The organism is Chitinophaga sp. GbtcB8 (assembly GCF_019091455.1).
Classification (GTDB): Bacteria; Bacteroidota; Bacteroidia; order Chitinophagales; family Chitinophagaceae; genus Chitinophaga.
The window spans coordinates 70,541-82,416 of the sequence record NZ_JAGXJN010000025.1 but is presented as its reverse complement, the minus strand read 5'-3'; the positions used below and the strand labels follow the sequence as shown (position 1 = coordinate 82,416).

The window sequence follows — 11,876 nt, the reverse complement described above, 5'->3', positions numbered from 1 at the left end:
TAAAAATCGTAATTTACAATTGACCAAAACAATCGTCCCATGTACGGCGGAGGATACATCTTTGATGAGCCCAACAAAAAACAGTTGCGCGAGGAGCAGCAGCACGATGACCCTGAAAAGCTGGCCATTTTTGAGGCTCGTATTTCCAAAGGAGAAAAGATAGAACCGGGCGACTGGATGCCGGCAGAATACCGGCGGCAGCTAACCCGCCTGATAGAACAGCATGCCCATTCTGAAATAATAGGCGCTTTGCCGGAAGGAACCTGGATAACCCGTGCGCCGGGCTTTAAGCGCAAGCTGGCGCTGATAGCTAAAGTACAGGATGAAATAGGCCATGGGCAGCTGCTGTATAATGCGGCAGAAACCCTGGGCAAAAGCCGGGAGGCTATGATCAATGACCTGCTGAGCGGTAAATCCAAATATTCCAATGTATTTAATTACCCGGCCAAAACCTGGGCGGATGTGACCGTGATAGGTTTCCTGATAGATGCGGCAGCCATTGTGAACCAGGTGGCTAACGCCAAAGGCTCCTACGGCCCCTACTGCCGTGCGCTGGAGCGTATTTGTTATGAGGAAAGCTTTCACCTGAAACAGGGGCATGATGCACTGATATCGCTGGCTACGGGCACGCCTATGCAAAAAGCTATGCTGCAGGATGCGCTGAACCGCTGGTGGCAGCCTATTATGCATTTCTTTGGCCCCCCGGATAAAGTATCACAGCATTCTGAAAAGCTGATGCAGTGGCGGGTGAAAATGGCCAGTAATGATGAAATGCGGAACCAGTTCCTGGATACTTATGTACCTAAGCTATGGGAGCTGGGGCTTACCCTGCCGGATCCCCTGCTGCATAAAAATATCGAGACCGGCCGCTGGGAGTATACTGACCCTGACTGGGACCTGTTCTTTAAAGTGATCAACGGCGGCGGCCCATGTAACCAGGAGCGGCTGCAGGTACGCAGATGGGCGGAGGAAGAAGGGCGCTGGGTACGTAAGGCATTAATGAACCCGAAAGAAAGAAGGGCCCTGCCGGTAGCATAGCGGGGGTGGCTGTTCCACGTACTACTTTCAGCAACAAAAAATGAAAATGCATGTCCAACCAATCATATGATCCACGTGTGAACCGCTTAAAGCTGGGGAATGCGGATGATCCCATTAAGGTCGAAGAGGGGGAGAACTGGAATGTGTACGAAGTATTTCACCAGGAAAAAAGAGGCGCCCATCATGAGCACGTAGGCTGTGTACATGCCCCGGACCCGCAGCTGGCGCTGGTATTTGCAAAGGAACAATTTGGCCGCCGAAAAAAATGCGTGAACCTGTGGGTGGTGCGCAGCGCGGATATACTGGCCTTTGACCTGGAGGACGAGGATATGTTTGCCAACAACCTGGAAAAAACGTATAGGGATGCCAGTGGTTTCAAAGTAATGGATAAGATCAACAAATTTAAAGGGGAGGCCGTAAAGCCGCCCAAAGCATAATATTATGAATGCAGCCTTGCAAAAAGCTATTACCACACTTATTACCAGTATGGCGGATGATGCGCTGATCTTAGGCCACCGCAACTCTGAATGGACAGGGCTGGGACCAATTATGGAAGAAGACATTGCCTTTTCCTCCATGGCGCAGGATAAAATAGGCCATGCCTGGGCTTTATACCGCATACTGCAGGAACACCTGGGTGGGGAAGACCCTGACCAGTTTGCCTTTATACGCGCTGCAAAGGATTTTACCTGCTGCCACCTGGCAGAGCTGCCTATTAGCAGCTACGATTTTAGCCTGATGCGGCATTTCCTGTTTGACCATGCGGAGGCAGTGCGCTATGAAAGCCTGCAGCAATGCAGCTTTGAACCATTGCAGCAGCTGAGCAAAAAAGTAAAAGGGGAATTAAAATATCATACCCTGCATGCAGATGCCTGGGTATTACAGCTGTGCAGGGGAGGAGAAGAAAGCCAGCAGCGTATGCAGGCTGCTTTGGACCGCTGTTTTCCGCTGGCTGCCGGCATTTTTGAACCCGGCCCGCAGGATGCCTTATTGGCAGATGCCGGTATTTATCCCGGTGAGCAGACGCTGTATGATAAATGGCTGAACACTATTTATCCCCTGCTGGTAAATGCTTCCCTGAACTTGCCGGACCCCGCTGCCATACCACCACAATATGGCGGGCGCTATGGAAACCATACCCCACATTTGCAGGCGCTGTTACAGGAAATGGGAGAAGTATTCAGGCTGGACCCAACGGCCGGCTGGTAAAATCAAAACATATGACAACCGCAACCACCACCATCGCTGATATATACACTGCCCTGGAACAGGTAATGGACCCGGAGATACCGGTATTGAACGTACTGGAGCTGGGCATGATCACCGGGGTAACGCTGTATGAGGGTACAGCCCATATAAAAATGATCCCTACGTTTGCGGCCTGCCCTGCGGTAAGCTACATTCAGCAAAATATACGGGCCACTGTAAATAAATTAACCGGCCTGCCCGTGCAGGTAACGGTAGATAAGGAAGTGCACTGGCAAAGCAACCGCCTTACCGACACTGCTAAAGAAAAGCTGCAGCATTTTGGAATAGCCGCCCCGCAGGTGCATGAGGGTGAGCTGCGTGCGGAAATTATGCTGAATACACCCTGCCCCCATTGCCATAGTGAAAACACGTACCTGCGCTCCCCCTTTGGCTCCACGCTTTGCCGCGCCATTCATTACTGTAAAGATTGCGGGATGGTGTTTGAGCAGTTTAAACCCGTGGAGTAAATGCAGCACATGTGGGTGGGAATTTATATATTACAGCCCAAATAAAAGCTGCGCATGAAGATTGGCTTGTATTTCGGGTCCTTTAATCCTATACATACCGGGCACCTTATTATTGCTAACTATATAGCCTATAACACAGATCTGGATAAAGTTTGGCTGGTAGTATCCCCGCAGAACCCGTTAAAACCTTCCTCTTCCTTATTGAATGAGCATCACCGCTTTCACCTGGCAGAGCTGGCGGTACAGGGCGAGCCCCGCTTGCGCGCCAGCAACATAGAGTTTTCCTTACCACGCCCTTCCTATACCATTGATACGCTTACCTACCTGGCAGAAAAATTCCCTACGCAGGAATTTACCGTGATCATGGGCAGCGATAGTTTTCAGAACATTCGCCGCTGGAAGAATTATGAGCAGCTGATAAAGCATTACCCCATTTACGTTTATAAACGCCCGGGACATGAAGTAACTGAAACCTTTGGCGCTAATGTGCAGGTGCTGGAAGCGCCTATGCTGGACATATCATCTACCCACATCCGGCAATGGATACAGCAGGGAAAATCCATCCGTTACCTGGTGCCGGATAATGTGGTAGCGTACATAGCGGAGAATAATTATTACAAATAGCAGCCGGCTAAGGCTTTACCTTGGCAGCACCTGTTTTTATCACCTTTACCTCGCGCTTTTTTACCAGGTACTCATTAGAATAGATCTTCAGCAATAGTATAAACATAGAGATCAGCAGCGGCCCAAAGATCAGCCCAATGAATCCGAACAGGTTTACGCCAACGATCACCCCAAAAACCGTTATCAGCGGGTGCACATCTCCTATTCTTTTAGCCAGCATCATACGGAATATATTATCTGAGGCACCCACTACTACAAACCCGTAGATGAGTATTGCAATGCCCTGCCAGGTATGCCCTGCTGCAATCAGGTATATGCCCATGGGCACATATACGGCGGCGGCTCCTATAATGGGCAACATGGCGCAAAAGCAGGTTACTGCAAACCAGAAAACGGGCTGCGGCACGCCAAAAATAAAGTAGCCCAGCAGCGCTACCACCCCTTGTATAACAGCTATTAAGGGAATGCCAACTGCATTTGCAAAGATCATGGTGTGCAGCTCTTTCCCCAGGCGTATCACATTTTCATCTTTCAGGGGAATATATTCATACAGCCCTTCCTCCATTTCCCTGGAGTATACCAGCATAAAATACAATACAAAGTACAGGATGGCAATGGCGGTTACGGTGTTAAAGGTAGCGCCTAATAACATGGGGAGCAGGCCGGTTACCGCTTCCTGCACCTTTTGCAGGCGCTCCGGTGTTAGCAGGCTAAAGCCCATGCTTTGCTGCAGCCGGCCATCTATCACCTTAATACCCTGTATAAGCTCAGATGAATGGTTGATGGCATAGCTTATTTTATCGGTAAGCATATTGATCATCAAACCAATGGGCAGCAGTATAATAATAAATGAAAGGAACATGAGCGTGGTGGCGGCCAGGCTTTTACGCCACTTGCGCGTTTCTACCAAATGCCGCATCCAGCGGCGGCATAGTATATACATGGATAAGGCGCCCAGCAAACCGGGGAATAACCCATACAGTTCGGAAAACAGGAGCACGCCCCATAAAATAATGATCAGCAGGAAAAAGATCTGTTTGAGGCGGTCATTGTCAATATAGCTCATAGTAAAAGATACAATAGTTGAATGAATGGACAAGAGATGCCATTCAAAGATTGAACCATTTAACCCGTGTTTTGTTCATACTTTGTATGTGCAATTATATAAATACAAAAACCATTAACATTTAAATGATACTTAACGCCCGGTTTGTGGCAGTGCTAAAATGTTGGAATAATGTTTGTATCCCGTTCTTTACCCAAGTTTAAAACTCAATGTTTCATCAAAAAAATAATCACTATGAGTAACAGTTCAAAAGCCGTTGTATCTTTCATTGTTGGCGCCGCTGTAGGCGTAGCTGTTGGTTACTTCCTGAACTCTGATAAAAAAGATGAGTTGGTGGATAAGCTGAAATATCAGACAGATAAGCTGAAAGACCGCTTTAAGAAAAAAAGGGAGCAATTTGAGGATGCCATAGAAAATGAGCTGGCATAATCCCCTAAACTAATTTGCATGGAAGATAACTTTAGCAATTATTTTAACCAAACAGGCAAGGTTGCCAAAGACTATTTGGAAACCCGTTTGGACCTCATTAAGCTCCAGGCAGCAGGAAAGCTATCGAAAGCATTAGGGTTATTTTTTTCCCTGACTATGGCTTTCCTGCTGTTCTTTTTTGTGGTGGTGTTCCTGGGAATGGTAGTAGGTTTCTGGATTGGCGAGCTAGCCGGTAGTTATACGATCGGTTTTTCCTGTGCGGCGGGTTTATTTGTAGTGCTGCTGATTATATTACTGGTTTTCCGTAAAGCCCTGATACAGCGCCCCCTGTCTAATATGCTGATTGCCGAACTGGTAAATGAGATGGTGGATGATGACCGGCAATCTGAAAAAGAACCTGCTGAATTTGAATCTGAGGAAGAGGAACCTGTAGCGTAAATCCACACCAGCCAAAAAAGGAATCCCCGTTAAAATCAATAAACGCGTTTACACATGCCTAAGGCAAAAATCGCAAAAATCACGAACGCAGATCACCTGGAGAGAGAGATTTCCCGTCTTAAAAAACGTACCCGCAAACTGGAGCTGGATCTGGGTGAACGGGCTGATTTTTTTAAGGAGAACTACAAAACAATGGCCATTAACTCCGTAATACCGGGAGTGGGCAAACATACAGGCTTTATAAGTATGGCTGCGCGGTTAGCCGGTATAGCTATGGGTAGCGGCAAGTTCAAGAACTTTGCTACCAGTGCCATTATGACGGCTGTAGAATTTATTGGCGTGCGCTTAGGTATAAACCTGTTCAGCAAGTACCAGCAAAACAGGAGAAAGAAAAGATCCAGGAAAAAAGCCACTGCCCGCGAGCGGGAAACGGAGCATGATGATGAATAAGCTCCGGCGTGCGCTTAGCCCCAAACCTTAGTGCCTTCACTGCAGTTAGCACAAATATCAATATTCTTACGACCTTCCATGATCTGGGTACGGAACCGCACATATTGTTCATTGAACCACAGCTCCCGGAAGGACTGCTGTTTCAGATCGCCCAGCTTGTGCTGCGCATCTTTATCAAAACAGCAGGGAGCTACCAGCCCGTCCCAGGTAATAACGGGGGAGTGCCATAAGCGCCAGCACTGGTTACCCAGCTTGTTCTTGATGGCATAGGTACCATCTTCCTTACGGCGGTAGCGGCTGTATTTATCAATAGTAGGTATCAGGCGGTTACCTTCTTCATAATCATATACCTGGGCCGTTTTAAAACGCACCTCATCAACCCCTATCTCCTTTGCCAGCTGTTTAATATCCTCTATCTGGTGCTCATTGGGTTTTACTACCAGGAACTGGAAGAATACGAAGGGCTTTTTGGAATTAAGCTCTTTTTTCCATTTTACAATGTTCCTGGCGCCCTGGATCACTTTATCAAGCTGGCCGCCTACCCGGTATTGCGTGTATACGTCCTGGGTAGTACCGTCTATAGAAATAATAAGCCTGTCCAACCCGCTTTCCACTGTTTTTTTGGCATTGGCCTCTGTAAGGTAATGCGCATTGGTAGAAGTGGCGGTGTATAAACCTTTATCGCCTGCATACTTTACCATATCCAGGAAACCGGGATTCAGGTAAGGCTCTCCCTGGAAATAAAAGATGAGGTATAAGAGGTCTTTGGAAATTTCGTCGATAGTTTTCCTGAAAAAGTCCTGCTGCAGCATGCCGGTAGGCCGGGTAAAGGCCCGCAGGCCGCTGGGGCATTCCGGGCAGCGCAGGTTACAGGAAGGGGTAGGCTCAAAAGAGATGGATACGGGGTATCCCCACTGTACGGGCTTGCCGGTCCACTTACTCACGAAGAAGCTGCTCAGCACCTTACCTGCGTTCCATGCCCGGCGAAGGGTGAACTTGGAAACCAGGTTTAAGGAATCATTCAGATTAAATTCAGGCATAGATCCGGGTACTTTGTATGTAAAAATAACACAACTATACATGTAACAGTAATAAAATATTGCGCTATACTTGTAGCTGCATAATAAGTTCTCAGGGGGCTTGTTGCTAACCACTTATTATTTGTAAAAAGGCTACATGCGGATCAACAAAGCGGGACGTTTATTAATAGTTTGCGTAATAACAGCAGCCATTGCCGTGGCAGCATGGTGGTGGTGGCAGCGGCAGGAAGCGCTGAACTTTGTACGTTACGAGGAGTTTGGGATAGATATGCCGGTGAATTATGCCATACATGGCATAGATGTTTCCAAATTCCAGAAAGAGATCAACTGGGATGCCGTGCAGCAGATGCAGGTTGATAAAATACGTATATCCTTTGCGTTTATCAAAGCAACAGAAGGTATTACCCGCCAGGATGCTGCATTTAAGCGCAACTGGCAAAAGGCCGGGGAGGCCGGCCTGGTAAGGGGCGCCTACCATTTTTTTTATTCTACCCGCGATCCGCTGAAACAGGCGGTGAACTTTAAGAACGTGGTGCAGCTTACTTCCGGCGACCTGCCGCCGGTACTGGATATTGAAACGCATAATAACCAGCCGCCGGCCGTGATACGCAGCACCGCTAAAATATGGCTGGAGGAGCTGGAAAAGGCATATGGCATAAAGCCCATAATTTATACGAACCTGAAATTCTACAATACCTACCTGGGCGATGAATTTAATGATTACCCGCTGTGGATAGCGCACTACTACCAGAAAGAACGGCCCCGGGTAGACCGGGAATGGGTGTTCTGGCAGCACAGCGATATTGGCAGGGTAAATGGAATAAAAACAATTGTAGACTTTAATGTATTCCGGGGCGATAGTGCGGCGTTAATGAAAATGTGCCTGCCCTGATAAGTGGTTCAATAGCTCACCTAAATACCTGCACCAATGGAACCCACCGGACCAGAAGAACAGAGAGATCCCTTTAAGTCGGAGATAGTGCTGTATTTTATAAAGATCACACGCACCTTGTTCCTGGGTTTTTTCTGGATGATGATAAATGTTTTCCTGGGGCTGTTCCTGGGTTTTGCCGTACCGGAGGAATCCACACCGGGCCGCATGATATTTTTTTATGCCTTTGCCGTGATCACACTAGGCGCTTATTTGTATATGGTGTGGAAGTGGTGGCGGAAAAAAATAAACGTTTAGCCCGCAGCTATTTCCTGTTCCCCAGCTCCATAGTCCAGTAAATATCAAACTTACCTACGGCCAGCTCCTTAAAGTTTGCGTCCATCATATTATGGCAATGTTTAGGACTGTTAAGCCAGCCCAGTACCACAGCCTGTTCATCCATCCGGCCTTTGGCAATATTTTCACCATAGTATAACCAGGGATAGCCGGCTGCATCCAGGCGCTGGCCGGGATTGGTGCCATTCGGCGAGTTATGGTCAAAGTAATTTTGTGTGTACATATCCTTGCTATGCAGCCAGGCCGCTTTTTCCAGTGTTATGTTCCAGGTAAGGGCGGGCACGGGCGGCATTTTATCGGTACCGCAATTACAGCCACGGCTGCGCAGGCCATTTACCAGGCGTAGTAAAGCGGTTCTGTTCACCACATTTTCCGGGAAGCTGTCGGTTACCGGTGCAGAGCTATCCGGTGTAATGGAAGTAACGGGCGGGTTCACATTATTTTCTTTTCCGCAATCAATAAATAATAGCGCAACAAATACGGGGGCTATAAATCGTAAAAAGCCGGTCATTATTACCAGTTAAAAAAGTTAGGAATAATCAGTTACCGGTTTGAGATAGAATTGGGTTAAAATTAAATACCGGTTTTGTTCAGAGGAAAGGGTTAAAACAGACTCTTGGGTATCAAAGATAAGTGGCTGATTTGAAACTAAAATGGACGAAAACAGATTTATTTGCACGGCATATATAAAAAACAAAACCAGTTGTTCCCTTGGGACCGGGAGCAACTGGCTGTCAAAGGGTTAACTCAGATGCTAAAATTATTTAATTGCTTTATTAAGATCACGGTGTTTTTTAATCCTGTCGTGCGACAGTTTTAATTCGCCATACTGGCGGGTGATCACATCCAGCACATGCTGCGGTATCTCAATTTCATTGGTCAGCGCCATGTTATACACCCGCAACGTAACATCCTCCCCATATTCACAGGAGGCCAGGATACTGGTATCACTATTTGCAGTGAAGTCGGCCTTCAGATCCATCCAGGTGCGGTATAGATCGCCACCCAGGCTGGTGTCCGCTTCTTCTTCACCGCCCATGCCCTTCAGCAGCCGGTTCAGCTCAAAAGCGTATTCCCGGCTTTGGTCGGCCATGGATTGAAAAATGTGCTGTAATCCCGGTTCATCTGTTTGCCCTGCCGCTGTAGCATAACCTGCCGATCGGTCGTTGTTCACCCGTACAAGGTCGTTCAGCGTACTAACAAGATCTGTGTACATTATCATAACTCACATTTTAAAAGGTGCATAAATGTTGTCACGATCTACAATAGCTCATGCTGCAAATATGCTACCTGAAAACTTTTGATGATGCGCACCATATCGTCATGCGAGGTGCCGGTTTTTTTCTGCAGGCGTACAATCAGTTCCTGTTCTTTGCCATACTCATAAGTGAGGTCTTCTTCTGAAAGGTGGGAGTAACGTTTTTGCAATCTCTTCTTCAGCTCCCACCAGTTGTGCAACTGGATCTTCATAAACAACAGCTTTAAATTTTTAAAAAATAAATAGGGGAATGAGAAAAAAGACTTTTCAATTTCTGTGCCTGCTCATTAAGAGCTGGTTATCAAGGGCAAAAGTGGCTACTGCAATCGAGTGACAGCATACGGCCAACGATTTTGAACCCACTACTTGGGGAACGCTGCCGCACAGGTTGTGGAATCCATTCATCATATTAAGGGTTATAAGTGCCTGTGGCTGCGGGGTTACATGAATGGAATAAACTTTGTTACTTACTCCTTTACCTGACATAAAACAGTAGAGCCTATGTCGCAACAGAAAAACACATCGGACAAAAAGAATACGGATACGAAAGTAGACCATTCTAAAAAGCCGGCAGAGATATTAAAAACCAGCAAGGCTGATACGCGCACTAATCCGCTGCGGGCAGAATTGTCGGAAAAACCTACTAAAGAGAATAAGGCGGTGAGAGATAGTGAGGAGAGAAGAAAAGATAACACTTGACTCACCATATCGATCAATAAAATTGGAAACTCCCGTCAACATTTTTAACTATTTAGGGAACAGTGTTTAGTCATAGTTCTTCTTTAATGTTGTGGTGTATAGCAGGCCGTCCCATTCCTGGGATGGTTTTCTTTTTTAGGGAAGTTCTTAACTACTATGATCTGCAATGATCTTCCAGGCGCCATTCATTTTCCGGATCAGCAGAGTAAAATGCCCCTGTAGGTTACTTACACTGCGTTGCAGGTGCCACTGACCTACCAGGAAGTAAAGCTCCGGCGTTAATTGTTTAAATTCCAGTAAATTAAAGTGCAGCTGGCCCATTGCGGCCGTATCGGGGTACGATTTTTTATAACGGTCCAGGGTAGCCTGCCAGCCTTTGGTAATGCCATTTTTGCCAATGAACAGCAAAGAATCTGACTGCCAGTAGGTTTGCATAAAAACCGGGATGTTGCCCTTGTTCCAGGCATCGGTTTGCTGCTGCATCAGCTGCCGGATAGCGGCTTCCGGTGTTTGAGCGTTAATAGGAGAGCAAGGCAGCAGGGCCCACACCGTCAAAAGGGTAGCATACAGGAGGAAACGCATGTTGAATTTTTAATAAAAGATAAACAGTTTTTAGCTAGGAGGCAAGTATGATTATGCTACCTTTGCAAGCACGATCAACAAAAATAGCTTTATCAACACGTTAAAATCAATAGCTTATGCCAGGATTTGAATTATTTGGCGCCGAGGAGAGGAAAGAGGTAAACGATGTTTTGGAAACCGGCATTTTTATGCGTTACGGGTTTGATGGTCCCCGTAAAGGCATCTGGAAAGCGAAAGAACTGGAACAGGCAATCAGCAGCAAGCTGAATGTACCTTATACGCAGCTTACCTCCAGCGGTACCACTGCCCTTACTACTGCGCTGGCAGCATTGGGAGTAGGCGCCGGTGATGAGGTGATTATGCCTACTTTCACCTTTGTAGCCAGCTTTGAAAGTATCTTTTCTGTAGGGGCTACCCCGGTGCTGGTGGATGTGGATGATACCCTTACCCTGGATCCCCGTGCAGTAGAAGCCGCCATTACACCGCGCACCAAAGTAATTATGCCCGTGCACATGTGCGGCGCCATGGCCGACCTGGATGCGCTCAAAGCCATTTGCGAAAAGAATAACCTGATACTGCTGGAAGATGCCGCCCAAAGCTTTGGCGCCAGCTATAAAGGCAAAGCCCTGGGATCTATAGGGCATGCCGGCATTTTTTCTTTCGACTTTGTAAAAACCGTTACCTGTGCCGAAGGCGGCGCCGTGGTAACCAATGATAAAGATCTGTACCTGAAATGCGATGCCTACTCCGACCATGGGCATGACCACCTGGGTGCGGACCGCGGAGCAGACCTGCATCCGTATATGGGGCAGAACTTCCGTATCTCCGAGCTGCATGCAGCCGTAGGGCTGGCGCAGGTGCGCAAGCTGGATAAATTCCTGGCCATACAACGCAGCACCAAGAAAATATTTAAAGACGCTTTGGCAAGCATACCGGAGGTAAGCTTCCGCCGCCTGCCGGATGAAGCGGGTGACAGCGCTACTTTCCTGGGCTTTTTCCTGCCGGAAGAAAACCAGGCCCGCGCTGCTGCCGCTGCCATGAAAGCCGCTGGCCTGGCTGCTTTTTACTGGTTTGATAATAACTGGCACTACATCCGCAACTGGGAACATTTTAAGCAAAGCGCTACCTTAAATCACTTTGCACCGGGCCTGCAACAGGCGCTGGAATTATATAAGATCAAACAGTTCCCGGTATCTGACGCTATTATCAGCCGCTGCATCTGCACCCCCATTAACCTGGGCTGGAGCGAAAGCGAAATAAAAGAAAGAGCAGATAAGCTGGTGAAAGCTGTAAGGAGCGCATTATAATT

At 47.4% G+C, this 11,876-nt stretch carries 18 protein-coding genes; 12 read left to right on the top strand and 6 right to left on the bottom strand.

From position 1 onward, the window contains the following. The first annotated feature begins 39 nt into the window (after positions 1 to 39). The 5 genes from paaA to nadD are packed head-to-tail and all read left to right on the top strand — an operon-like array spanning position 40 to position 3,377. Positions 40 to 1,038 carry a 1,2-phenylacetyl-CoA epoxidase subunit PaaA gene (gene paaA / locus KVT36_RS20580; protein ID WP_217605330.1) on the top strand — a complete coding sequence of 333 codons (999 nt, stop codon included), beginning with the start codon at positions 40 to 42 and terminating at the stop codon, positions 1,036 to 1,038. Between the two features lie 50 nt (positions 1,039 to 1,088). Then, positions 1,089 to 1,475 carry a 1,2-phenylacetyl-CoA epoxidase subunit B gene (locus KVT36_RS20575; RefSeq protein ID WP_089906974.1) on the top strand — a complete coding sequence of 129 codons (387 nt, stop codon included), beginning with the start codon at positions 1,089 to 1,091 and terminating at the stop codon, positions 1,473 to 1,475. 4 nt (positions 1,476 to 1,479) lie between these two features. Next, positions 1,480 to 2,247 (top strand): 1,2-phenylacetyl-CoA epoxidase subunit PaaC, encoded by a 768-nt coding sequence (paaC, locus tag KVT36_RS20570; protein ID WP_217605329.1) that lies wholly within the window; start codon positions 1,480 to 1,482, stop codon positions 2,245 to 2,247. An 11-nt stretch (positions 2,248 to 2,258) separates the two neighbouring features. Continuing rightward, positions 2,259 to 2,753, top strand: a complete 495-nt coding sequence (gene paaD, locus KVT36_RS20565) for a 1,2-phenylacetyl-CoA epoxidase subunit PaaD (RefSeq protein WP_217605328.1) — start codon at positions 2,259 to 2,261, stop codon at positions 2,751 to 2,753. Between the two features lie 54 nt (positions 2,754 to 2,807). Further along, a complete protein-coding gene (nadD, locus tag KVT36_RS20560; protein ID WP_089906977.1) occupies positions 2,808 to 3,377 on the top strand; it encodes a nicotinate (nicotinamide) nucleotide adenylyltransferase in 570 nt (189 codons plus the stop codon). Positions 3,378 to 3,384: 7 nt separating this feature from the next. Here the strand turns inward: nadD and KVT36_RS20555 are convergent, their stop codons facing one another. Next, positions 3,385 to 4,443, bottom strand: a complete 1,059-nt coding sequence (locus KVT36_RS20555; RefSeq protein ID WP_217605327.1) for an AI-2E family transporter — start codon at positions 4,441 to 4,443, stop codon at positions 3,385 to 3,387. 234 nt (positions 4,444 to 4,677) lie between these two features. Here KVT36_RS20555 and KVT36_RS20550 point away from each other — a divergent pair, with 234 nt between their 5' ends. Genes KVT36_RS20550 through KVT36_RS20540 form a run of 3 tightly spaced genes read left to right on the top strand, consistent with a single transcriptional unit; the run spans position 4,678 to position 5,760 of the window. Continuing rightward, positions 4,678 to 4,872: a YtxH domain-containing protein gene (locus KVT36_RS20550; RefSeq protein ID WP_089906981.1), complete on the top strand. Its 195-nt coding sequence runs from the start codon at positions 4,678 to 4,680 to the stop codon at positions 4,870 to 4,872. An 18-nt stretch (positions 4,873 to 4,890) separates the two neighbouring features. Continuing rightward, on the top strand, positions 4,891 to 5,310 hold the full coding sequence (locus KVT36_RS20545; protein ID WP_217605326.1) for a hypothetical protein: 420 nt from the start codon (positions 4,891 to 4,893) through the stop codon (positions 5,308 to 5,310). Positions 5,311 to 5,364: 54 nt separating this feature from the next. Beyond that, on the top strand, positions 5,365 to 5,760 hold the full coding sequence (locus KVT36_RS20540; RefSeq protein ID WP_217605325.1) for a hypothetical protein: 396 nt from the start codon (positions 5,365 to 5,367) through the stop codon (positions 5,758 to 5,760). A gap of 14 nt (positions 5,761 to 5,774) precedes the next feature. On the opposite strand, the gene KVT36_RS20535 is transcribed toward KVT36_RS20540, so the two are convergent. After that, positions 5,775 to 6,800, bottom strand: coding sequence for a radical SAM/SPASM domain-containing protein (locus KVT36_RS20535; protein ID WP_217605324.1), 1,026 nt, complete (start codon positions 6,798 to 6,800; stop codon positions 5,775 to 5,777). Between the two features lie 136 nt (positions 6,801 to 6,936). Between KVT36_RS20535 and KVT36_RS20530 the strand changes: the two genes are divergently transcribed. Next, positions 6,937 to 7,692, top strand: a complete 756-nt coding sequence (locus tag KVT36_RS20530) for a glycoside hydrolase family 25 protein (protein WP_217605323.1) — start codon at positions 6,937 to 6,939, stop codon at positions 7,690 to 7,692. Positions 7,693 to 7,728: 36 nt separating this feature from the next. Then, positions 7,729 to 7,989, top strand: coding sequence for a hypothetical protein (locus KVT36_RS20525; RefSeq protein WP_217605322.1), 261 nt, complete (start codon positions 7,729 to 7,731; stop codon positions 7,987 to 7,989). A gap of 7 nt (positions 7,990 to 7,996) precedes the next feature. Here KVT36_RS20525 and KVT36_RS20520 read toward each other — a convergent pair whose 3' ends face one another. The 3 genes from KVT36_RS20520 to KVT36_RS20510 all read right to left on the bottom strand — a co-directional run bounded on the left by KVT36_RS20520 (position 7,997) and on the right by KVT36_RS20510 (position 9,498). Beyond that, positions 7,997 to 8,539 carry a CAP domain-containing protein gene (locus KVT36_RS20520; RefSeq protein ID WP_217605321.1) on the bottom strand — a complete coding sequence of 181 codons (543 nt, stop codon included), beginning with the start codon at positions 8,537 to 8,539 and terminating at the stop codon, positions 7,997 to 7,999. A gap of 249 nt (positions 8,540 to 8,788) precedes the next feature. Then, positions 8,789 to 9,250 (bottom strand): PA2169 family four-helix-bundle protein, encoded by a 462-nt coding sequence (locus KVT36_RS20515; RefSeq protein WP_217605320.1) that lies wholly within the window; start codon positions 9,248 to 9,250, stop codon positions 8,789 to 8,791. Between the two features lie 38 nt (positions 9,251 to 9,288). Next, positions 9,289 to 9,498, bottom strand: a complete 210-nt coding sequence (locus KVT36_RS20510) for a hypothetical protein (RefSeq protein ID WP_089906996.1) — start codon at positions 9,496 to 9,498, stop codon at positions 9,289 to 9,291. A gap of 289 nt (positions 9,499 to 9,787) precedes the next feature. Between KVT36_RS20510 and KVT36_RS20505 the strand changes: the two genes are divergently transcribed. Beyond that, on the top strand, positions 9,788 to 9,985 hold the full coding sequence (locus tag KVT36_RS20505) for a hypothetical protein (protein WP_089906998.1): 198 nt from the start codon (positions 9,788 to 9,790) through the stop codon (positions 9,983 to 9,985). 147 nt (positions 9,986 to 10,132) lie between these two features. Here KVT36_RS20505 and KVT36_RS20500 read toward each other — a convergent pair whose 3' ends face one another. Further along, a complete protein-coding gene (locus tag KVT36_RS20500) occupies positions 10,133 to 10,567 on the bottom strand; it encodes a DUF4440 domain-containing protein (protein ID WP_217605319.1) in 435 nt (144 codons plus the stop codon). Positions 10,568 to 10,683: 116 nt separating this feature from the next. Here KVT36_RS20500 and KVT36_RS20495 point away from each other — a divergent pair, with 116 nt between their 5' ends. Beyond that, positions 10,684 to 11,874 (top strand): DegT/DnrJ/EryC1/StrS aminotransferase family protein, encoded by a 1,191-nt coding sequence (locus tag KVT36_RS20495; RefSeq protein ID WP_217605318.1) that lies wholly within the window; start codon positions 10,684 to 10,686, stop codon positions 11,872 to 11,874. The last annotated feature ends 2 nt before the right edge of the window (positions 11,875 to 11,876 follow it).

Coding starts and splice junctions, on each gene's coding strand:
- paaC (WP_217605329.1), top strand. CDS start 1,480: ATGAATGCAGCCTTGCAAAAAGCTATTACCACACTTATTACCAGTATG.
- paaA (WP_217605330.1), top strand. CDS start 40: ATGTACGGCGGAGGATACATCTTTGATGAGCCCAACAAAAAACAGTTG.
- KVT36_RS20535 (WP_217605324.1), bottom strand. CDS start 6,800: ATGCCTGAATTTAATCTGAATGATTCCTTAAACCTGGTTTCCAAGTTC.
- KVT36_RS20575 (WP_089906974.1), top strand. CDS start 1,089: ATGTCCAACCAATCATATGATCCACGTGTGAACCGCTTAAAGCTGGGG.
- KVT36_RS20505 (WP_089906998.1), top strand. CDS start 9,788: ATGTCGCAACAGAAAAACACATCGGACAAAAAGAATACGGATACGAAA.
- KVT36_RS20540 (WP_217605325.1), top strand. CDS start 5,365: ATGCCTAAGGCAAAAATCGCAAAAATCACGAACGCAGATCACCTGGAG.
- KVT36_RS20510 (WP_089906996.1), bottom strand. CDS start 9,498: ATGAAGATCCAGTTGCACAACTGGTGGGAGCTGAAGAAGAGATTGCAA.
- KVT36_RS20545 (WP_217605326.1), top strand. CDS start 4,891: ATGGAAGATAACTTTAGCAATTATTTTAACCAAACAGGCAAGGTTGCC.
- KVT36_RS20520 (WP_217605321.1), bottom strand. CDS start 8,539: ATGACCGGCTTTTTACGATTTATAGCCCCCGTATTTGTTGCGCTATTA.
- KVT36_RS20550 (WP_089906981.1), top strand. CDS start 4,678: ATGAGTAACAGTTCAAAAGCCGTTGTATCTTTCATTGTTGGCGCCGCT.
- KVT36_RS20555 (WP_217605327.1), bottom strand. CDS start 4,443: ATGAGCTATATTGACAATGACCGCCTCAAACAGATCTTTTTCCTGCTG.
- KVT36_RS20530 (WP_217605323.1), top strand. CDS start 6,937: ATGCGGATCAACAAAGCGGGACGTTTATTAATAGTTTGCGTAATAACA.
- KVT36_RS20525 (WP_217605322.1), top strand. CDS start 7,729: ATGGAACCCACCGGACCAGAAGAACAGAGAGATCCCTTTAAGTCGGAG.
- KVT36_RS20515 (WP_217605320.1), bottom strand. CDS start 9,250: ATGATAATGTACACAGATCTTGTTAGTACGCTGAACGACCTTGTACGG.
- paaD (WP_217605328.1), top strand. CDS start 2,259: ATGACAACCGCAACCACCACCATCGCTGATATATACACTGCCCTGGAA.
- KVT36_RS20500 (WP_217605319.1), bottom strand. CDS start 10,567: ATGCGTTTCCTCCTGTATGCTACCCTTTTGACGGTGTGGGCCCTGCTG.
- KVT36_RS20495 (WP_217605318.1), top strand. CDS start 10,684: ATGCCAGGATTTGAATTATTTGGCGCCGAGGAGAGGAAAGAGGTAAAC.
- nadD (WP_089906977.1), top strand. CDS start 2,808: ATGAAGATTGGCTTGTATTTCGGGTCCTTTAATCCTATACATACCGGG.